The sequence below is a fragment of the Gordonia jinhuaensis genome, assembly GCF_014639795.1.
GTDB lineage: Bacteria > Actinomycetota > Actinomycetes > Mycobacteriales > Mycobacteriaceae > Gordonia_B > Gordonia_B jinhuaensis.
In genome coordinates, this window is sequence record NZ_BMGC01000001.1 from 205166 (window position 1) to 225021 (window position 19856).

General features: G+C 66.4%; 16 protein-coding genes. 5 read left to right on the top strand and 11 right to left on the bottom strand.

Annotated elements, in window-relative coordinates:
- Window position 1: 1 nt before the first annotated feature.
- Window positions 2-1600, bottom strand: coding sequence for a glutamine-hydrolyzing GMP synthase (guaA, locus tag IEW22_RS00870; protein ID WP_188584679.1), 1599 nt, complete (start codon window positions 1598-1600; stop codon window positions 2-4).
- 423 nt (window positions 1601-2023) lie between these two features.
- Here guaA and IEW22_RS00875 point away from each other — a divergent pair, with 423 nt between their 5' ends.
- From IEW22_RS00875 to IEW22_RS00885, 3 genes are all read left to right on the top strand, one after another.
- Window positions 2024-3262, top strand: coding sequence for an MFS transporter (locus tag IEW22_RS00875; protein WP_229742053.1), 1239 nt, complete (start codon window positions 2024-2026; stop codon window positions 3260-3262).
- Window positions 3263-3336: 74 nt separating this feature from the next.
- Window positions 3337-4575 (top strand): aminopeptidase P family protein, encoded by a 1239-nt coding sequence (locus tag IEW22_RS00880; protein WP_229742054.1) that lies wholly within the window; start codon window positions 3337-3339, stop codon window positions 4573-4575.
- A 15-nt stretch (window positions 4576-4590) separates the two neighbouring features.
- A complete protein-coding gene (locus IEW22_RS00885) occupies window positions 4591-5382 on the top strand; it encodes an IclR family transcriptional regulator (RefSeq protein ID WP_188584680.1) in 792 nt (263 codons plus the stop codon).
- Window positions 5383-5410: 28 nt separating this feature from the next.
- On the opposite strand, the gene IEW22_RS00890 is transcribed toward IEW22_RS00885, so the two are convergent.
- From IEW22_RS00890 to guaB, 3 genes are all read right to left on the bottom strand, one after another.
- Window positions 5411-7216, bottom strand: a complete 1806-nt coding sequence (locus IEW22_RS00890; RefSeq protein ID WP_188584681.1) for a GMC family oxidoreductase — start codon at window positions 7214-7216, stop codon at window positions 5411-5413.
- Between the two features lie 69 nt (window positions 7217-7285).
- Window positions 7286-8428, bottom strand: a complete 1143-nt coding sequence (locus IEW22_RS00895; protein WP_188584682.1) for a GuaB3 family IMP dehydrogenase-related protein — start codon at window positions 8426-8428, stop codon at window positions 7286-7288.
- 72 nt (window positions 8429-8500) lie between these two features.
- Entirely contained in the window at window positions 8501-10012 is a 1512-nt protein-coding gene (guaB, locus tag IEW22_RS00900) for an IMP dehydrogenase (RefSeq protein WP_188584781.1), read from the bottom strand.
- Between the two features lie 367 nt (window positions 10013-10379).
- Between guaB and IEW22_RS00905 the strand changes: the two genes are divergently transcribed.
- Window positions 10380-10769: a DUF5319 domain-containing protein gene (locus IEW22_RS00905; protein ID WP_188584683.1), complete on the top strand. Its 390-nt coding sequence runs from the start codon at window positions 10380-10382 to the stop codon at window positions 10767-10769.
- Window positions 10770-10890: 121 nt separating this feature from the next.
- Here IEW22_RS00905 and IEW22_RS00910 read toward each other — a convergent pair whose 3' ends face one another.
- The 3 genes from IEW22_RS00910 to IEW22_RS00920 all read right to left on the bottom strand — a co-directional run bounded on the left by IEW22_RS00910 (window position 10891) and on the right by IEW22_RS00920 (window position 13490).
- The gene (locus IEW22_RS00910; protein WP_188584684.1) at window positions 10891-11904 is read right to left on the bottom strand and encodes an anti-sigma-D factor RsdA; all 1014 of its coding nucleotides are present in this window, start codon (window positions 11902-11904) and stop codon (window positions 10891-10893) included.
- The gene (locus IEW22_RS00915; RefSeq protein ID WP_188584782.1) at window positions 11891-12475 is read right to left on the bottom strand and encodes a sigma-70 family RNA polymerase sigma factor; all 585 of its coding nucleotides are present in this window, start codon (window positions 12473-12475) and stop codon (window positions 11891-11893) included. Before IEW22_RS00915 ends, IEW22_RS00910 begins: the two co-directional genes overlap by 14 nt.
- A gap of 157 nt (window positions 12476-12632) precedes the next feature.
- The gene (locus tag IEW22_RS00920; RefSeq protein WP_188584685.1) at window positions 12633-13490 is read right to left on the bottom strand and encodes a hypothetical protein; all 858 of its coding nucleotides are present in this window, start codon (window positions 13488-13490) and stop codon (window positions 12633-12635) included.
- A gap of 542 nt (window positions 13491-14032) precedes the next feature.
- Here IEW22_RS00920 and IEW22_RS00925 point away from each other — a divergent pair.
- Window positions 14033-14329 (top strand): WhiB family transcriptional regulator, encoded by a 297-nt coding sequence (locus IEW22_RS00925; protein ID WP_188584686.1) that lies wholly within the window; start codon window positions 14033-14035, stop codon window positions 14327-14329.
- A 152-nt stretch (window positions 14330-14481) separates the two neighbouring features.
- Here IEW22_RS00925 and IEW22_RS00930 read toward each other — a convergent pair whose 3' ends face one another.
- From IEW22_RS00930 to IEW22_RS00945, 4 genes are all read right to left on the bottom strand, one after another.
- Entirely contained in the window at window positions 14482-15531 is a 1050-nt protein-coding gene (locus tag IEW22_RS00930) for a lipoyl protein ligase domain-containing protein (RefSeq protein WP_188584687.1), read from the bottom strand.
- A 102-nt stretch (window positions 15532-15633) separates the two neighbouring features.
- Window positions 15634-17247 carry a chaperonin GroEL gene (gene groL / locus IEW22_RS00935; protein WP_188584688.1) on the bottom strand — a complete coding sequence of 538 codons (1614 nt, stop codon included), beginning with the start codon at window positions 17245-17247 and terminating at the stop codon, window positions 15634-15636.
- 141 nt (window positions 17248-17388) lie between these two features.
- A complete protein-coding gene (gene groES / locus IEW22_RS00940; RefSeq protein WP_188584689.1) occupies window positions 17389-17691 on the bottom strand; it encodes a co-chaperone GroES in 303 nt (100 codons plus the stop codon).
- Between the two features lie 224 nt (window positions 17692-17915).
- A complete protein-coding gene (locus tag IEW22_RS00945) occupies window positions 17916-19565 on the bottom strand; it encodes an MFS transporter (protein WP_229742055.1) in 1650 nt (549 codons plus the stop codon).
- Window positions 19566-19856: the final 291 nt, after the last annotated feature.

A 19856-nucleotide genomic window follows, 5' to 3' on the forward strand; every position in this document is an offset into this window, starting at 1 on the left:
GTCACTCCCATTCGATGGTGCCCGGCGGCTTACTCGTCACGTCGAGCACCACGCGGTTGACCTCGGCCACCTCGTTGGTGATGCGAGTGGAGATCTTCTCCAGCACGTCGTAGGGCACCCGCGTCCAGTCCGCCGTCATCGCGTCCTCACTGGACACCGGACGGAGCACGATGGGGTGTCCGTAGGTGCGGCCGTCGCCCTGAACGCCCACACTGCGCACGTCGGCGAGCAACACCACCGGGCACTGCCAGATGGTCGAGTCCAGGCCGGCGCTGGACAGTTCTTCGCGCGCGATCAGATCGGCCTTGCGCAGGGTGGCCAGCCGTTCGGCGTCGACCGACCCGACGATGCGGATGGCCAGGCCCGGCCCGGGGAAGGGCTGGCGGCCGACGATCTCCTCGGGGAGTCCGAGCTCGCGGCCCACCGCCCGCACCTCGTCCTTGAACAGCAGTCGCAGTGGCTCGACAAGCTCGAATTCGAGATCCTCGGGCAGTCCGCCGACATTGTGATGGCTCTTGATGTTCGCGGTCCCCGTGCCGCCGCCGGACTCCACCACGTCGGGATAGAGGGTGCCCTGCACCAGGTAGTCGACCTTCTGCCCGGATGCCGCGCGATCGCCGAGGACCTCGCTGACCGCACCTTCGAATGAGCGGATGAACTCACGGCCGATGATCTTGCGTTTGGTCTCGGGGTCGCTGACACCCTTGAGTTCGGTCAGGAACGTCTCGGCCGCGTCGACCGTGACCAGACGGGCGCCGGTCGCGGCGACGAAGTCGTTCTGCACCTGTTCGCGTTCGCCGGCGCGCAACAGGCCGTGGTCGACGAACACACACGTCAGTCGGTCGCCGATGGCCCGCTGCACGAGAGCCGCGGCCACCGCCGAATCGACACCACCGGACAACCCGCAGATCGCCAGCCCGTTCTCACCGACCTGCTCGCGGACCTGATCGATGAGTGTCTCGGCGATGTTCGCGGCGGTCCATGTGGGCTCGAGGCCGGCGATGTCGTAGAGGAAGTGCGTGAGTACCTGCTGACCGTGCGGGGTGTGGATCACCTCGGGGTGGTACTGAACCCCTGCCATCTGGCGCTCGAGGTTCTCGAAGGCCGCGACCGGCGCACCCTCGGTCGACGCGGTGACGGTGAAGCCCTCCGGTGCCCGCTGCACGGCGTCGTTGTGGCTCATCCACACCGGCTGTTCGGCGGGCTGCCCGGCCAGCAGCACACTGTCGGTCTCGGTGACCCGCAACGGTGTGCGTCCGAACTCACGACCACCGGTGTTGGCGACCTCGCCGCCCAGTGCGGCGGCCATGCACTGATAGCCGTAGCAGATACCGAACACCGGGACGCCCAGATCCATGAGCGCGGGGTCGATCGAGGGCGCATCCTCGGCGTAGACCGACGCCGGACCACCGGACAGGATCAGTGCGGCCGGGTTCTTCGCCTTGATCTCGTCGACCGTTGCCGAATGCGGGATCACCTCGGAGTAGATCCGCGCCTCACGCACCCGCCGCGCGATCAGCTGCGCATACTGCGCGCCGAAGTCAACGACGAGGACCGGGGCGACGTTGTCCGGGGTCTGGACCGCCTGCGTATCTGTCACCGGTCCAGTTTAGGCGGTCGAGAACACTGCATATACATATGCCGTTTGCGTCATGCCAGTTGCATATATAGCAACCACAGACGACAGGCCACCCTCCATCTCCCGCGGCCGTCCAGCGAGATGAGCCCGTAGTAGCCCGCCGCAAATAGCCCACAACGTCGGGTAACTCGATGTTAACGCCAGGCCATCAGCGTTTACATGGATGAAGCCTGGCGCCGGTCTAGTCGCTCTATCGTCAACTCAGTTGCTGATTATGCAACTCCACAACTTCCCTGATCCGACCACCGTGAGGAACCGGCAATGGTGACCACTCCCCTCGGGCGCACACCTGCATCCACCACGACGGAGACCTCGGCCACGGCGATGAATTCACGACACCCCACGACCCCATCACACGGCGCGACAGCATCTCGCGGTTCAGCCGTGCGGGCGAGTGCCATCGGGAACTTCGTCGAGTGGTTCGACTACGGCGTCTACGGCTACTTCGCCGTGGTCATATCGCGAGTCTTCTTCCCGGACTCGGATCCGAGTACCGCACTGTTGCTGACGTTCGGGCTCTTCGCGATCTCGTTTGTCGTCCGCCCGATCGGGGGGATCTTCTGGGGCCGGATCGGTGACCGCATCGGGCGGCGCACCGCGCTGTCGGCGTCGATTCTGGTGATGTCCACATCGACATTCCTCGTGGCCCTGCTGCCCTCATACGAGGCGATCGGGTTCGCCGCGCCGCTGATGCTGATGGCGCTGCGCATGATCCAGGGCTTCTCGGCGTCCGGCGAGTATGCGGGAGCGGCGGCTTATCTGTGCGAGTACGCACCGCGGGGACAACGCGGTCGCTACGCAGCAGTGGTTCCCGCGTCAACGGCGGGCGGCCTACTTCTGGGATCACTCCTCGCGGCTGTCCTCACCGCGGCACTGAGCACTTCTCAGCTCGATTCCTGGGGGTGGCGGATTCCCTTCCTGCTCGCCGCACCGCTGGGACTGGTCGGTCGCCACATCCGACTCACACTGGCGGACACGCCCGAATTCGTCGAGGCGCAATCCGAGACACCGGAGGCAGAGTCGCCCCTGAGTCTCGTGCGTCGGCCCCGTGCGCTGATCCTGGCGCTCGGTGCAGCGCTTCTCAATGCAGTGGGCTTCTACGTCGTGCTGAGCTACCTGCCGACATATCTCACCGAGGAAGTGGGGCTCGACTCGACGAAATCCTTCATCTCCTCGACGGTCGCCCTCATCGCCTACATCGGTCTGGTCTTCGCCACCGGCACCCTGTCAGATCGCCTGGGCCGCAGGCGCACACTCGCCATCGGGTCGGTGGGATTCATCGCCCTCAGCGTGCCCGCCTTCGCCCTCCTCGGCGTCAGCGGTTTCGTCGGCATCGTAGTGATCCAGGTCGCCATGGGTGCCGTACTGGCTTTCAACGACGGCGTGCTGCCCTCGTTCCTGGCCGAATCATTCCCCACCGCAACCAGATACACCGGTTTTGCGTTCTCCTTCAACGTGGCCAACGCGGTGTTCGGCGGTACCGCACCCATGGTCGCCACACTTCTGATCTCACAGACGGGCAACAAGATCGCGCCAGCCTGGTACCTGATGGCCGCCGCACTCGTCACCCTCGTGGCCGTCGCCCGCGCCGCCGAGACCGCCCACCACCCACTTCGTCGCTGACGCCCCGGGCACGATCCGAGTCCGCACGCTCACAACACACAACACGCCCACAACAACACAACAGAAAGCCGAGAATGACGATGAACATCTCCACCACCGACCGAGTACGAGATTTCCCGAACGGCGACAAAGCTATTCGCACCTTTTCCGACGCGGAGTTCGAGCGCCGGCTCACACAGCTGCGCACGATCATGTCGGCGCAGGGCATCGATGCGGCGATCTTCACCTCCTATCAGAGCATCAAGTACTACAGCGACTTCCTCTACACCGCGTTCGGGCGTCGATATGCCCTGGTCGTCACCGCCGACAGGCAGGTGGTGATCTCCGCAGCCATCGACGGCGGCATGCCCTACCGGCGTTGCTACGGCGAGAATCGGATCTACACGGATTGGCAGCGTGACAACGACATCCACGCGATCCGTGAGTTACTGCGCGAGAGCGCACCCACCGCCCGTGTCGTCGGCATCGAGGATGACTTCGTCAGTCTGGACTACCGCGACAAACTCGCCGCAGCTCTCGGAGATCGGATTGTGCTGCGTGGAATCTCCGCGGCGGTGATGAGGCAGCGAATGATCAAGTCCGCCGAGGAGATTCAGTTGATCACCGACGGCGCGCGAATCGCCGACCTCGGCGGTGAAGCCGTGCGCAACGCGGTCAGTGAAGGCGCGTGCGAGTGGGAGGTCGCCGCCGCCGGAACCGCCGCGATGGTCGCCGAGATCGCCGCTGCCCACCCGCATTCCGAGATTCGCGATTCATGGGTGTGGTTCCAGTCCGGAATCAACACCGACGGCGCACACACCTGGCCGACCACGCGCACGGTCGAGCGCGGAGACATCCTCAGCCTCAACTGTTTTCCGATGATCTCGGGGTACTACACGGCACTGGAACGCACCCTGTTCTACGGAGAGCCCGACGCCAGATCACTCGAACTGTGGGAAGCCAACCTGGCAGTGCACTACCGGGGACTGGAACTCATCACCCCCGGGGCACGCTGCTGCGACATCGCCGACGAGCTCAACAAGGTCTACGCGGAATTCGGCCTGCTCGAACACCGTTCGTTCGGATACGGTCATTCGTTCGGTGTCCTGTCACACTATTACGGCCGTGAGGCCGGATTGGAGTTGCGGGAAGACATCGAGACCGTCCTGATGCCGGGGATGGTGGTGTCAATGGAGCCGATGATCACCATCGGAGCCGATCAGCCTGGCGCGGGCGGCTATCGCGAGCACGATATCTTGGTCGTGACCGAGACGGGTGCCACCAACATCACCGGATTCCCGCTGGGCCCCAACCACAACATCATCGACGCCTGAGCCGGAGGAAGCACTGTGACAGCGAGCGCCGAACCGACCGAGTCCAAAGGCGGGTTGAGCGCACTCCGCAACGGTGTGGCGGTTCTGCGGGCGTTCTCGACCGAACGCCCACTGCTCGGTGTCACCGAGATCGCCGAGCAGACCGGGATGCACAAGTCCAGTGTGTCCCGGCTGCTCGCCGCTCTGGAGGACGAAGGGATGCTCGACCGCGACACCGACAGCCGAAAGTATCGGCTGGGACTGGGATTGGTCACCCTCGCCGGGCCCATCCTCGGTGAGATGGATGTGCGCCGCGCTGCCCGCCCGGTGCTGCGTGCGCTTCGCGATCAGACCGACGAGACAGCTGCGCTCATGGTCTGGTCGAACGACGAGTCCGTCTGCGTGGAACAGGAACCCAGCAGACGACTCATCAAGCATTCGACCCCGTTGGGGATCGGATACCGCACCGCTCTCAGCGCCTCGGTCATGGCCTTCATGTCCTCGATACCCACACCGGCGGCGCTGGATCTTCTCGAGACGGGGCGACTGACCCTGGCCGACAACGATCCCGTCGGTCACCGGCGGTATCTCGACCGCGTGCGTGAGCAGGCTGACCGCGGCTGGTTCGTCAACGACCGCGCGACCGCGATCGACGAGGTGGGCGTCGCAGCACTCGTCCACGACTACCGTGGCGACGTCGCCGGAGCCGTCCTCGTCGCGGCACCGAGTTATCGAGTGACCGCGCAGGAGATCGACGATTTCGGACATGCGGTCAAAGCCGCCGCCGACGAGGTCGCGCAGCGGCTGGGCTTCGCCGAGCAGAGCTGAACGGGGTTCGCAGCGGGGCTGAACAGCCCTAGTTGGCCACACCCTCCCGCGCCGGGCGCCCTGCTGCGTTTGCGGTCCCTGCTGCGTTTGCGATCTCTGCTGCATTCCCGACCGCCACGATCGGCAACCGCAGCGCCCCGTATGCGTCCGCAGGCACCATCGGCGACGTCGGGGCGACCGGGGCGATGCGCTCGTAGGGGCGCCCCTGCTCGGGACGGGTGTCGGCCTCGCCCTTGTTCGGCCACAGCGACATCGCCCGTTCGGCCTGCGCACAGATGGTCAGCGACGGGTTCACCCCGAGGTTGGCGCTGACGGCCGCGCCGTCGGTGATGTGCAGCGTCGGGTAGTTCCACACGCGGTGATAGGGGTCGATGACCCCGGTGGCCGGCTTGTCGGAGATCACGCATCCACCCAGATAGTGCGCGGTGAGCGGCATGTTGAGGATCTCACCCCAGGTGCCCCCGGCGAGTCCACGGGGGAATTTCGCGGCGGTACGTTCGGTGGCCTCGTTACCCGCCGGGATCCACGTGGGGTTGGGCTCACCGTGCCCCTGCTTGCTGGTGACCCGGCGGAACGGGCCCACCTTGCGCACGAAGGTGGTCAGCGAGTTGTTGCGATTCTGCATGACCAGCAGGATCACCGTGCGCTGCGACCAGTGACGCAGGTTGATGAGCTTGAGGAAGGCACTGGGATCGGCGACGAGCTTGCCGAGCAGTTCGGCGGCGCGCTGCCGACGTGTGCCGCCCTTGGTCAGGAAGGTCTGCAACAACCCCATCGCATTCGATCCCTCGCCGTACCGCACGGGTTCGATGTGGGTGTCGGGATCGGGGTGGAACGACGAGGTGATCGCCACCCCCTCGGTGAAGTCCTGGTCGGGATCGTAGGTGCGGCGCATCGCACCGAGGATCGCCTCGGAGTTGGTGCGGGTCAGTACGCCGAGCGCGTCACTGGCCTGCGGGAGCCGGTCGCGCTCCTTGGCCATGTGCATCAGCTTCTGGGTGTTGTAGGTACCCGCAGCGATGATGAGGTGATCGGCGGTATAGGTGCGCTTGCGCGCACGAAGCGGACCCCAGGAACCGGTGCGGACGGTGTGGACCTTCCAGCCGCCGTCTGCGGTCTGCTCGAAATCGGTGACGGTGGTGCGGGGCATCACGGTGGCACCACCGCGTTCGGCGAGGCCCAGATAATTCTTGAGCAGCGTGTTCTTGGCACCGACCCGACAGCCCGTCATACACGAGCCGCATTCGGTACACGCGGTCCGGTCGGGTCCCACCCCACCGAAGTACGGGTCGGGCACGGTCTCCCCCGGTGCGCCCTGTCCGCCGGTCTTGGCTCCGAAGAACACCCCGACGGGAGTCGAGACGAAGGTGTCACCGACACCCATCTCCTCGGCGACCTCGCGCATGATCGCGTCTGCGGGCGTGAACGTCGGATTCTGCACCACGCCCAGCATCCGCCTGCCCTGTTCGTAGTACGGAGTGAGCTCGGATTCCCAGTCGGTGATGTGGTTCCACTGCGGATCGGTGAAGAACGGGGTGGGCGGCTTGTAGAGGGTGTTGGCGTAGTTCAGCGACCCACCGCCGACGCCGGCGCCGGCGAGCACCATCACGTCCTTCACGGCGTGGATCCGCTGGATGCCGAAGCAGCCGAGCTTCGGTGCCCACAGGAACTTGTTGAGGCGCCAGCTGGTCGTGGCGAAATCATCGTCGTCGAACCGCGTCCCGGCCTCCAGGACACCGACGCGGTACCCCTTCTCCGTGAGGCGCAGTGCGCTGACCGATCCGCCGAATCCTGAACCGACAATCAAGACATCGAAGTCATGGTGGGCTGCCATGCGACGATTCTAACGCCCGTTGTCACAGTCGGTGACGCCGGTCTCACGCATCGCCACCGACCAGGGTGATCACCCGTGGACGGCCAGCCCGACCTTCTGGAACTCCTTGAGATCGGAGTACCCCGCCTTGGCCATCGAGCGACGCAGTCCGCCGACGACGTTGAGGTTGCCGTACGGATCGTCGGTGGGTCCGTTGAGCACGGTGTCGAGACTCGGACGCTCCTCGTCGGTCTCCACCTGCAGGAATGCACCGCGCGGCATCGACGGGTGCGCCGCGGCCGAGGGCCAGTACCAGCCGTGGCCCGGCGCCTCGGCGGCCAGCGCCAACGGGGTACCCAGCACCGCGGCGTCGGCACCGCAGGCGATCGCCTTGGCGAGGTCACCGGAGGTGTGGATGTCACCGTCGGCGATCACGTGGACGTAGCGTCCACCGGTCTCGTCGAGGTAGTCGCGACGGGCGGCTGCCGCGTCGGCGATCGCCGTGGCCATCGGGACTCCCATCCCCAGTACCTCGTTGGTCGTGGTCGCGCCCTCGGTCGCGCCGTAACCGACGATGACCCCGGCGGCTCCGGTACGCATCAGATGCAGGGCGGTGCGGTGATCGCAGACGCCGCCGGCCACCACCGGAACGTCGAGTTCGGCGATGAACGTCTTGAGGTTCAGCGGCTCGTCGTCGGCATGGGAGACGTGCTCGGCCGAGATGATCGTCCCGTGCACCACCAGCAGTTCGACACCTGCCTTGAGCAAAGTGGGCGTGAGTTCCTGCGCGTGCTGAGGACTCACCCGCGCAGCGACCGTCACGCCGGCGGCGCGCACCCGCGCGATCGTCTCGCCGAGCAACTCGGTGTCGATGGGTGCGGCGTGCAGTTGCTGCAGCTTGCGGATCGGGGCGGTCGGGTCGGGATCCTGTGCGGCCAGCGCGGTGACCTCGGCGATCTTGGCCTCCACATCGCGGTGGCGGCCCCAGAGTCCCTCGGCGTTGAGCACACCGAGCACACCGAGCTTGCCCAGGGTGATCGCGGTGTCCGGCGACACCAGCGCGTCGGTGGGATGAGACAGGATCGGCGCCTCGAAGCGGTAGGCGTCGAGCTGCCAGGCCGTCGACACCTCCTTCGAGGAGCGCGTACGACGCGAGGGGACGATGTCCACGTCCTCCAGCTCGTAGGTCCGGCGGGCGATCCTGCCCATGCCGATGTCGACGAGATCTCGCACCGAAGCGCCTCTCTTCTTCTCACAGGAGATCCGGCCCGGAGAACCCGGACCGGATCACAGGTCGATCAGTTGTCAGCGTGAATAGTAGTTGGGTGCTTCAACGGTCATCGTGATGTCGTGCGGATGGCTCTCCTTGAGGCCGGCCGCGGTGATCTGCACGAAGCGCGCCTCCTGCAGCGACTCGATCGTCGCCGAACCGGTGTAGCCCATGGCGGCGCGCAGCCCGCCGACGAGCTGATGGACGACCTGTCCGAGCGGTCCGCGGTAGGGAACCCGCCCCTCGATGCCCTCGGGGACCAGCTTCTCCTCGGCGAGCACGTCGTCTTGGAAGTAGCGGTCCTTGGAATACGACTTGCCCTGACCGCGTCCCTGCATCGCGCCGAGCGAGCCCATCCCGCGATAGCTCTTGAACTGCTTGCCGTTGACCAGGATCAGCTCACCGGGAGCCTCGGCCGTGCCGGCGAGAACCGAACCGAGCATCACCGTCGACGCGCCCGCAGCCAGCGCCTTGGCGATGTCGCCGGAGTACTGGACCCCACCGTCGGCGATCACGGGGACGCCGTGGGGCTTGCAGGCGGCGACCGCTTCCATCACCGCAGTGATCTGGGGTGCACCCACACCGGCCACCACGCGGGTGGTGCAGATGGAACCGGGGCCGACACCGACCTTCACCGCGTCGGCGCCCGCCTCGACCAGGGCCGCGGCCGCCTCGCGGGTGGCGACGTTGCCGCCGACCACCTGGATGCGGTCGCCCGCCTCGGCCTTGAGCTTGCTGACCATCTCCAGCACGAGGCGGTTGTGCGCGTGGGCGGTGTCGACGATGATCACGTCGGCCCCGGCATCCGAGAGCGCCATCGCACGCTCCCACTGGGAATCACCGGTGCCCACGGCGGCACCGACCAGCAGCCGGCCATCGGAGTCCTTGGTGGCATACGGGTGCTGCTCGGTCTTCACGAAATCCTTGACCGTGATGAGTCCGGTGAGCTTGCCGTTGCCGTCGACGATCGGCAGCTTCTCGATCTTGTTACGGCGCAACAGACCCAGTGCGGCATCGGCCGACACGCCCTCCTGGGCGGTGATGAGCGGTGCCTTGGTCATGACCTCGGCGACCGGGCGGTTCTGGTCGACCTCGAACCGCATGTCGCGGTTGGTGATGATGCCGACCAGCTCGTCGTTGTCATCGACAACGGGCAGCCCGGAGATGCGGTACCGGGCGCACATCGCGTCGACCTCGGCGAGGGTGTTGGTGGGCGAGCAGGTGACCGGATTGGTCACCATCCCGGCCTCCGAACGCTTGACCGTCTCCACCGCCGAGGCCTGCGCCTCGATCGACAGGTTGCGGTGCAGCACGCCCATACCGCCGGCGCGGGCCATCGCGATCGCCATCCTGGACTCGGTGACCGTGTCCATGGCCGAGGAGACCAGCGGCGTGCGCAGCCGGATCTCCCGCGTCAGCTGCGAGGAGGTGTCCACCGCACTGGGGATGATGTCGGAGGCGGCCGGCAACAGCAGCACATCGTCGAAGGTCAGTCCGAGCATGGCGACCTTGCCCGGGTCGTCGCCACCGGTGCGTACCGGGGCCACCGGATGTCCGGTGTGCCCGGTGAACTCGTTGCTGGTCGTCCCGCTCATTGCTCGCCCTCCGCAATCGTCGGCGTCGCCGTGCCGCCGACTCGTCGTTCGTGGTTGTCCGTGCCTGCATGGTCCGTACGTCCATCGTGATGACGTACGTGGTGATGGTGTGTATTCCTGCCGGCGCATTCGCGAACAGTCGGACACGGCCCGGGGTTGCACATCATCTTATAAGGGCGGCAACAACCGGCCGCACACGGCGATTCCATGCGTGTGAGCGCGTTCACCCCCAGCTGAACGTGCGCCCCCGTCGACGACACCGCGAATCCGACGCGCCGCTGGGTGGCGCGGTCGGATACGGCTTGTCTACGGTGGATGTGTGCGTGATCATCTGCCACCCGGATTACCGCCGGATCCCTTCGCCGACGACCCGAGCGACCCCTGCGCCGCACTCGACGCGATCGAGCCGGCTCAGCCCCTCGACGCCGCCGAACGGCTCGCCGTCGAAGAGGATCTCGCCGATCTCGCGGTCTACGAGGCGTTGCTGTGCCGTCGGGGTGTGCGCGGACTGGTGGTGATGTGCGACGACTGCCAGCAGGACCACTATCATGACTGGGACATGCTGCGGGCCAACCTGCTGCAGCTGCTCGTGGACGGCACCGTCCGGCCGCACGAGCCGGCCGTCGACCCGTCCGCTGACGCCTACGTCACGTGGGAGTACTGCCGCGGCTACGCCGACGCCATGATGAACCCCGTCGACGAGGACTGATCACCCGGACATCCACAGCCTCGTCAGAACACGAGCAGACGCGACAGCGGGCGGCGACCAGATGGTCGCCGCCCGCTGTTGCGTCTGTGCCCGCATTCTCGGGCCGGCAACCCGCTGCGACTCAGTTGTAGCCGCTCGGAACGTAACTGGTCGACGAGGACGACGAGGCCGGGATCACCGGCGGCACGACGAGCACCGTGGTGTCGGGTGTGGTCGGCGGCGGGACCTCCGATGTGGGCGTCGGCGTCGGTTCGGTGGTCGTGGTCGTCGGCGGGGTGCTGGTGCTCGGCGCGCTCGACTCGGTCGAGGGTGCGCTCGATTCACCGGTCGAGGCCCCCGTGGTGGTGCTCGGCGCCTCCGATGTGGTGCTCACGCCGTCGCCACCGGTGGCAGGTGACTTCGGATTCGAGCCTGCGGGCGCCGTGGTGATCGTCGCGAGCAGTTTGCTGATCCGCGACGACATCGCGTCGCGGGTCCCCCGGTCGGATACTTTGCCCAGCCGCTTCTCGGCGCGGTCGACATAGGACAACGCGGCGCCGGTCTGCCCCGCGTGCAGCGCCTGCTCGGCGCGGTCGAGGTCGTTGCCGACCTCCGAGGATGCCAGCGTCGAATCCGCTTGCTTGCTGAACATCACCTGCTTGACGCTCCACAGCGGGTCACCCGGACTCGCACTGTGCGAAAGCGCGGTCAGGCCGCCGAAGGCGACGATGATCAGCGCCGCGGCCGCACCCACGAATTTGATCACCCGCATGCTGCGGCGATGTGCGGCGACACGCTGTCGGCGGGCCGTCTCGAACTCGACGTCCTCGAGGGTCGGGTGGCCGGTGTCGGGTTCGGCCAGGATCTCCTCACGCCACTCGCCGAGCAGGTCGACCAGCGCTCGGTCGTCTGCGGTGCTCGCACGCACCGGGCGATCGGCTATCAGAGCGTCGATCAGCTCGTCGGTCGCGTTGACCGCACTCAGATCGGCCGGTGAAGTGTCGTCGGCCACCCCTGTGTCATCCCATCCCCCCGAGCCCTGCCTGGTGCGGTCACCTCGACCGCGATCAGCCCCGCGGCGTGCACCGCCTGCGGTGAAGTCGTCGTGACCGGAAGAGTGCGGCCGGCGCCGACGCGCGTCATCAGCGTCGTTCATGCCAGTCACCTGCTCTCTGTATCTCGGCCTTCAATTTGGTCAGCGCCCGATGCTGGGCGACCCGGACGGCACCCGCGGTGCTGCCGGTTGCTGCGGCGGTCTCCTCTGCCGACAACCCGACGATCAGTCGCAGGACGAGAATCTCGCGCTGCTTGTCCGGCAGGATCGCGAGCAGTTCCTTCATGCGACGAGTCGCATCGGAGTCGAGCGCGAGTTGTTCGGGGCCCTCGTCGACGTCCACGGCCTCCGGCAGCGCGTCAACCGGATCGGCCTTGACCCGGCCGGCTGCTCGATGCGCGTCGGCGACCTTGTGGGAGGCGATCCCGTACACGAAAGCCATGAACGGGCGCCCTTGATCGCTGTATCGGGGCAAAGCCGTCATGACTGCCATGCACACCTCCTGCGCAACATCGTCGGCGGAGTGCGAATGACGTTCCCCCGCACCCACCCTGGCGCGGCAGTAACGCAGCACCAGGGGCCGAATACTCTCTAATACGTCGGAGAGAGCGGTCCGGTCGCCATGCACTGCGGCACCGACGGCGCGGTCGAGCTCGTCACCCGTCAGTATCATCGTCGACTTTGCTCTCCGCGTTACGTCAGTGTTTTGCCAGAATTGTGTGGTGCGCGTCGCTGCGGCCATCCCGTTCGGCAGGGAGAACCGTTCCGGGCGCGGCACCTGCCGGGGCGGGCGCCTACCCGGGCGTCAAGCTTAGCGAGTGAAAAGGCGATCACCGCTCACTCCCGCAAGGCAGGTCGTGCAGGAGCGCTCGAGCGGCGTGCGCGATCGGCCCCAGCCCGAGCGCGACGGCGCCGGCGTGAGCCTGCTCAGCGAGCTCATACGCCTGGCGATGCCGACCTCGAGCCGATTCGGCCGCGGCGCGGATCATCACACTCTTCACTCGGTGTCGCACAGACGGCCCCACCGCTGCCAGATCGCAGGCGCGACCCGCGTGTTCGGCGGCCTCGTCGAAGGATCCGCAGCCGTCGAGGTATCCCGTGTAGAGGTGATATTCCGCCGCGAGCCAGTGCGCGCGCACCGCCAGGCGCTCGCCGGTGATCCACAGGGCAACCAGATCGTGGGACAGGCGGTCGGCCGGTTCGTTTGCTGCGGGGCCCACCTCTGATCTCATGACGACGCGCGGATCGCGGTCGCCGGGACATCGTGCGGCGATCTCGGCATCGAGGGTGCTCATCAACCGCCGACACGTGGTGAAGTCGCCGTAGCCCAGCGCGTCGGCAGCGACCCCGACCAGCGCGTCGGCACGTGCGGCGTGTCGCAGTCCCGCGCGATCGGCTCCCCCACCTTCGCTCGCCGACAGCCTCAGTGCACGTGAGTCCAGTGGCGCCGCCTCACGATGGCGACCCTGCTGACGCAACAACGACCCCCGCGTGCTCAGCGCCAGCGACACCGTCAGATCGTCGCCCCGGTGGTCGCCGACCATGCCGTCCAGCACATGAGCGGCCATCGCGAAACGCCCGGTCGCCCCGAGCACCACCGCGCGATACCACTGCTCAGCCACGCGCTCGTCGGATGCAGTCCGCCCGACCTCGGTGCCGGACCCGAACGCGCTGTCGATGAGAGTCACAGCGTCATCGTGCCGACCCGACGATTCGGTCTGCCGCACCGGGGTACATCAGATGTCAGGCGAACGAGCGAATCATCCCTCAGATGGCCGATTTGACGAGAAATTAACCTGGCTCGGAAAGCTCGAATCACCGTTCAGAGTTAATGGAAGATAGACACGATATTTCTAGAATGTTTCGAATCGGTGTGATCGACACCATTCGCACCACCGCCGTCCCGCCTCGCGAACAACGACCAGCTGGTCTCAGATCGTAGCCCCGGACAGCGGTTTTCGCTCATTCACAGGGATGACGGCCAGGCGATCGACCGCGGCACGAACGACACGATCGCACCTATTCTGCCGTTAACATTGCCGGAATATTTGTCAGTTTTGTCCGCACTGACACGGATGTTGACTCATTTTCAAGCGTCTGCCTAATGTGTGGCTGTCGCAGGAAACAATGGCGTTCCTTCCGAGACCGACCAAACCGGACAACGGTACGGTTCCGGTCGCTTTCCACCCACATGCCCGACCGAGTCAGGGCACGTTCAAGGGAGCAGCACATGCCTCAGCCGAACCATCTACCAGGGCCGAACGCAGATATTTGGGATTGGCAGATGAAAGGGTTGTGCCGCGGGGTCGATTCCTCGATGTTCTTCCATCCTGACGGAGAACGCGGCCGGGCGCGCGCCCAGCGGGAACGCCGAGCCAAGGAACTGTGCCACCAGTGCCCGGTCATCAGTCAGTGCCGCGAGCATGCTCTCGCCGTCGCCGAGCCCTACGGCATCTGGGGCGGGCTGTCGGAATCCGAGCGTGGAATGCTGATGAAGCGCGGCGTCGGACGCCGCATGGCCGTCTGACCCCTCCGGTCGGCCAGCACGAGCAGATGCCGCACCTGCGATAGCCCAACTATCTGCGGCGGCAGCATCACACAAGCACACCAGCACAGTCGAACCCCGGCGCCGATCTCGCGCCGGGGTTCGTCATATCTGGGCAGATCCCACTCAGCAGATCACGGCACGCGGTGCAGCCACGCGTCGGTGTCGAACTTGGTGCGGACGAGCTCCTGTGCCTCGGCATACTCCTCGTCGGTGACGCGCCCGACGCTTGCGCCGTGGAGCTTCTGGAACGTCTCCATGAACCGGTCGATCACCTCGGCGCGCGGGAGTCCGGTCTGGCGGCGCAGCGGGTCGACCCGCTTGGCGGCCGACGTGGTGCCCTTGTCGCTGAGCTTTTCCCGCCCGATCCGCAACACCTCGGTCATGGCCGCGCCATCGATGTCGTAGCTCAGAGTCGCGTGATGCAACACTCCCCCGCTGGCCAGACGCTTCTGCGCGGCACCGCCGATCTTCCCCTGCGGACTCGCGATGTCGTTGAGAGGTTGGTAGGTGGCGGCCACCCCTAGTGACCGCAGCGCCTGCAGCGCCCAGTCGTCGAGGAATTCGTAGGAGTCGGCGAAGGTCATCCCCGCCACCAGTGACGCAGGGACGTAGAGCGAGTAGGTGACGATCTGCCCGGCGCCCATCATCATCGCGCCGCCGCCGGAGATGCGCCGCACGACTTCGAAGCCGTGGCGCGCGGCCCCCTCGGGGTCGACCTCGTTGCGATAGGACTGGAACGAACCGATCACCACGGCGTTGGTGTCCCACTCCCACATGCGCATGGTGGGGACACGACTCCCGTCAGCAACCCGGTTGGTGAGGACCTCGTCGAGTGCGAGATTCATCTGCGGCGACACCGCATGGTCGTGGATCACCTCCCAGGAGAAGTCCTCCCAGCCCGCCGCGGTCACCAGCGCGCGGCGGACCACGGTACCCACGGCCTCCGGGGTGAACCCGAGCATCTGCGTTCCCTCGGGCAGAGCCGACCGCACAGCCGCGGCGATCGCCTGCGAGTCCGCTTCGGTAGGCAATCCCTCGAGTGCGGCGTTGATCGCCGCGAGGGCACTGTCGGGTTCGAGGAAGAAGTCGCCGGCCAGCGCGACATTCGCCAATCGTCCGTCCCGCACGTCGAAGTCGACCACCACGAGTTTGCCGCCGGGAACCTTGTACTCACCATGCATGCTGTGTGTAACAACGAGCCCCGCACGGAACATCCGTGCGGGGCTCGCCTGTTTCGGGTGCGCGCTTCACGCGCGTATGCACCGCTTCATGCGCGTATGCACTCAGTGTGCGTGTGCGTGTCCCCCCGGTGCGGGCTCGTCGGCCGGCTTCTCCACCACGGCACTCTCGGTGGTGAGGATCATCCGCGCGACCGAGGCCGCGTTGATGACCGCCGAGCGGGTGACCTTCACCGGATCGATGACACCCTCACCCACGAGGTCGCCGTATTCCAGTGTGGCAGCGTTGAACCCGGTTCCGGGGTCGCCCTCGGCCACCTTGGAGGTGACCACGGCGCCGTCGACTCCGGCGTTGGCGGCAATCCAGTACAGCGGCGCCGACAGTGCCTTGCGGACCACCTCGATGCCCAGCGCCTCGTCGCCCTCGGAGGTCTCGGCGAGTCCGTCGAGGACAGCGGCTGCCTGCACGATGGCAGAACCGCCGCCGGGGATGACTCCCTCTTCGACGGCTGCCTTGGCGGCAGCGACCGCGTCCTCGACGCGATGCTTGCGCTCCTTCATCTCCGTCTCGGTGGCAGCACCGACGCGGATCACCGCGACGCCACCGGAGAGCTTGGCCAGCCGCTCGGCGAGCTTCTCGCGGTCCCAGTCGGAATCGGTGTTCTCGATCTCCCTGCGCAGCTGCTTGATGCGGGCGTCGATGGCCTCGCGGCTTCCGCCACCCTCGACGATGGTGGTGGAGTCCTTGTCGACGACCACGCGGCGTGCCGAACCGAGCAGGTCCAGCTCGGCCTCGGCGAGTGAGACGCCGATGTCGGAGCTGATCACCGTGCCGCCGGTGACGATGGCCAGATCCTCGAGGAAGGCCTTGCGGCGGTCACCGAAGAAAGGTGCCTTCACCGCGACCGCGCTGATGGTCTTGCGGATCGAGTTGACCACGAGGGTCGACAGCGGCTCGCCCTCGACATCCTCGGCGACGATCAGCAGTGGCTTACCTGCCGAGACCACCTTTTCCAGCAGCGGCAGGAAGTCGGGCAGCGAGCTGATCTTGTCGCGGTAGAGCAGCACGAGTGCGTCCTCGAGGACCGCTTCCTGCTCGTCGACATCGTTGATGAAGTACGGCGAGAGGTAACCCTTGTCGAACTGGACGCCCTCGGTGATCTGCAGCTCGGTGTGCAGACCCGAGCCCTCCTCGACGGTGACCACACCGTCGGCGCCGACCGTGCTCATCGCCTTGCCGACCATCTCGCCGACCTCCTCATCGCGCGAGGAGACGGTGGCGATCTGCGAGATCGCCTTCTCACCGGCGACGGGGATGGCGTGGGTCAGGAGTTCCTCGGACACCGCCTCGGCCGCACGGCCGATCCCCGAACCGAGTGCGATCGGGTTGGCACCGGCTGCCACGTTGCGCAGGCCGGCCTTGACCATCGCCTGGGCCAGCACGGTGGCGGTGGTGGTGCCGTCACCGGCGACGTCGTTGGTCTTGGTGGCGACCGACTTCACCAGCTGTGCGCCGAGGTTCTCGAAGGGATCTTCGACCTCGACCTCACGGGCGATGGTGACGCCGTCGTTGGTGATGGTGGGGCCACCGAAGGCCTTGGCCAGCACCACATATCGGCCGCGCGGTCCGAGCGTCACCCGGACCACGTCGGCTACTGCATCGACGCCACGCTCGAGGGAGCGGCGCGCCTTCTCGTTGAATTCAAGTTCTTTGGCCACGAAACGGCTCCTTGAAGGATTGCGGTGATCGGTCGATCACGGCTGGGGTCCCCGAGTGCACAACAGCCCCGGAACCCCGCGAGGGGAACCGGGGTTGTTGAGGTGTCAGGGTACGGATTAGGTGATCCGAGACGATCCGACTTACTTGGAGACGACCGCGAGGACGTCGCGGGCCGACAGGATCAGGTACTCCTCGCCGTTGTACTTGATCTCGGTGCCGCCGTACTTGCTGTAGATCACGGTGTCGCCCTCGTTGACGTCGACCGGAATCCGCTTGTCGCCCTTGTCATCCCAGCGTCCTTCGCCCACGGCGATGACGGTGCCTTCCTGCGGCTTCTCCTTGGCCGTATCCGGGATCACGAGGCCGGAGGCGGTGGTCGTCTCGGCTTCGACAGCCTGGACGAGGATCTTGTCCTCAAGCGGCTTGATGTTCACGCTCGCCACGATGATGAGCCCTCCACTTAATAGAGTCAGTAGTTGAACGTTCGTGGCATCGCGCGTGTGCTGATCCCGTCGTCGCGGGTGCCGGGACCGTGCTCGATGCCACCTAGCACTCTATACATCCGAGTGCCAGCACTCAAGGGCTGGGCCTGCAAATTCCGGCCAACCGCCCATCACCGATCCCCCGGCCGCTCGGACGTGCCCCGTCACGCCTGGACCGCCTCTGATCAGCACCCCTCGCACACCGCCTCGCGGGCGGCTGTCTCATCGTCGCGCGCAGGTGCCGACGGCGTCGACTGGGCGCCGACCAGTTGCAGCGCCGGGCGCCGACGTCGTTCGAGGAACAGGACCACCAGCGTCGCCGCGAATCCGACCCCGGCAGCCGCACAGATGACGGTGATCGCGGTGGCCGCTCCGGGAGCGAGCGCGCCCGGGGCCGCCGTGCCGTGTGCGCTGGAGAGAATGGCGGTGACCACTGCCAACATGATCGCGCCGCCCACCTGGATGCTGGTGTTGACCAAGCCCGAAGCGAGACCCTGCTCGTCGTCATGGACGCCGGCGGTGGCCTGAGAGTTGATCGCCGGGAAGCACAATGCGAATCCGATCCCCAGCGCCACGATTGTCGGCAGCAGGAATACCGCGTAGGGCATATGCGGACCGGCGCGCAGGAACCACAGATATCCGGCGAGGAAGGCGGCCAGACCGACTGCGATCAGCGGGGCGGTCGGCACGCGGTCGAGAACACGATCCATCTTCAGTGCACTGCCGACGACCAACAGTCCGGCGGGCAGGAAGCCGAGCGCCATCGCGATCGGCGACCAGCCGAGGGTGTCCTGTAGATACAGCGTCACCAGGAACTGGAACGAGACGTACGCGCCGAACATCACGAACGCTGCGATGTTGGCGTGCACGACAGCGCGTGAACGCAGGATCCCCAATCGCACCAGCGGATGGGCGTGACGGCGTTCGGTCACCACGAAGGAGATGGCGAGGATCACGGCGACGGCGAACGACGCGATCGTCGTCGGCGAGGTCCAGCCGACATGCGGCGCCTGCACCACCGCGAAGACGAGCAGCAACAGCGCGGCAGTGCTGGTCACGGCACCCAGCGCGTCGAAATGCGACCACCGCATCGGCTCGACGGCGGTGACCGGGATGACCCGCAGCCCCGCGACCAGCAGGATCAGCGCCACCGGTCCGGGAAACAGCAATGTCGCCTTCCAGCTGAGTTCGGTGAGCAATCCGCCGAAGACCAGTCCGAGGGAGAAACCGCTGGCACCGCACACCGTGTAGATCGACAGCGCGCGGTTGCGAGCCGGCCCCTCGGCGAAGGTGGTGGTGATGATCGACAGCCCCGCGGGCACGGTGAAGGCTGCGGCCACACCCTTCACGAAGCGCAGTCCGATGATCAGCAGGTCGATGTTCACCACGGCGGTGAGCACCGAGGCCACACCGAACACCGCGAGCGCGCCGAGAAACACCCGCCGACGCCCGAGCAGATCGCTCGCCCGTCCGCCGAGCAGCAACAACCCGCCGTAACCGAGCACGTAGCCGCTCACGATCCACTGCAGTTCGGTCGAACTCATGTGCAGATCGGCGCCGATGGAGGGCAGTGCCACCCCGACCATCGAGATGTCGAGCCCGTCGAGAAACAACGCCCCGGCGAGGACGACGAGCAGCAACCAGATCCGGCCCGCCCAGCCGCGCGCGCCCGTGACATGCAGCGCCGGGTCCGACTGGTCGGGCTGACCCGACTGGTCGGGCGGGACGGGTGACGTCGAGCGGTTGGATGTCGTCGGTGCCACAGACGGATGTCGAGTGGTGGGGGTCGGCGGGACAGGTTCTCGGCGGGTGGAGCGTCGCAATGATCGACTCATGAACCGAACTATATGCAGTTGCATTCAATGCGTCTACATATTTTTGTAATGCATAGTTTGCACGTGCATCTGCTAGAATGCGGCCATGGCACACACAGGCTCACAACGAGGTGACGCCGCGATCGCCGAGGTTCTCGACTCCCGATCGCTCGACGCCAGATCTCCCGCCAGCGACACAGCGGACCCCGACTCCCAGGCCGGCGACACAGCGGCCGACGGGCATGTCACATCCGACCGTTCGGACCTCGCCTGTTCGGACCTATCCGATGCCCACCTCGCCACCCAGTGGCG

Coding starts and splice junctions, on each gene's coding strand:
- IEW22_RS00880 (WP_229742054.1), top strand. CDS start 3,337: ATGACGATGAACATCTCCACCACCGACCGAGTACGAGATTTCCCGAAC.
- IEW22_RS00890 (WP_188584681.1), bottom strand. CDS start 7,216: ATGGCAGCCCACCATGACTTCGATGTCTTGATTGTCGGTTCAGGATTC.
- IEW22_RS00910 (WP_188584684.1), bottom strand. CDS start 11,904: ATGAACGACGCTGATGACGCGCGTCGGCGCCGGCCGCACTCTTCCGGT.
- IEW22_RS00915 (WP_188584782.1), bottom strand. CDS start 12,475: ATGATACTGACGGGTGACGAGCTCGACCGCGCCGTCGGTGCCGCAGTG.
- IEW22_RS00925 (WP_188584686.1), top strand. CDS start 14,033: ATGCCTCAGCCGAACCATCTACCAGGGCCGAACGCAGATATTTGGGAT.
- IEW22_RS00930 (WP_188584687.1), bottom strand. CDS start 15,531: ATGCATGGTGAGTACAAGGTTCCCGGCGGCAAACTCGTGGTGGTCGAC.
- IEW22_RS00945 (WP_229742055.1), bottom strand. CDS start 19,565: ATGAGTCGATCATTGCGACGCTCCACCCGCCGAGAACCTGTCCCGCCG.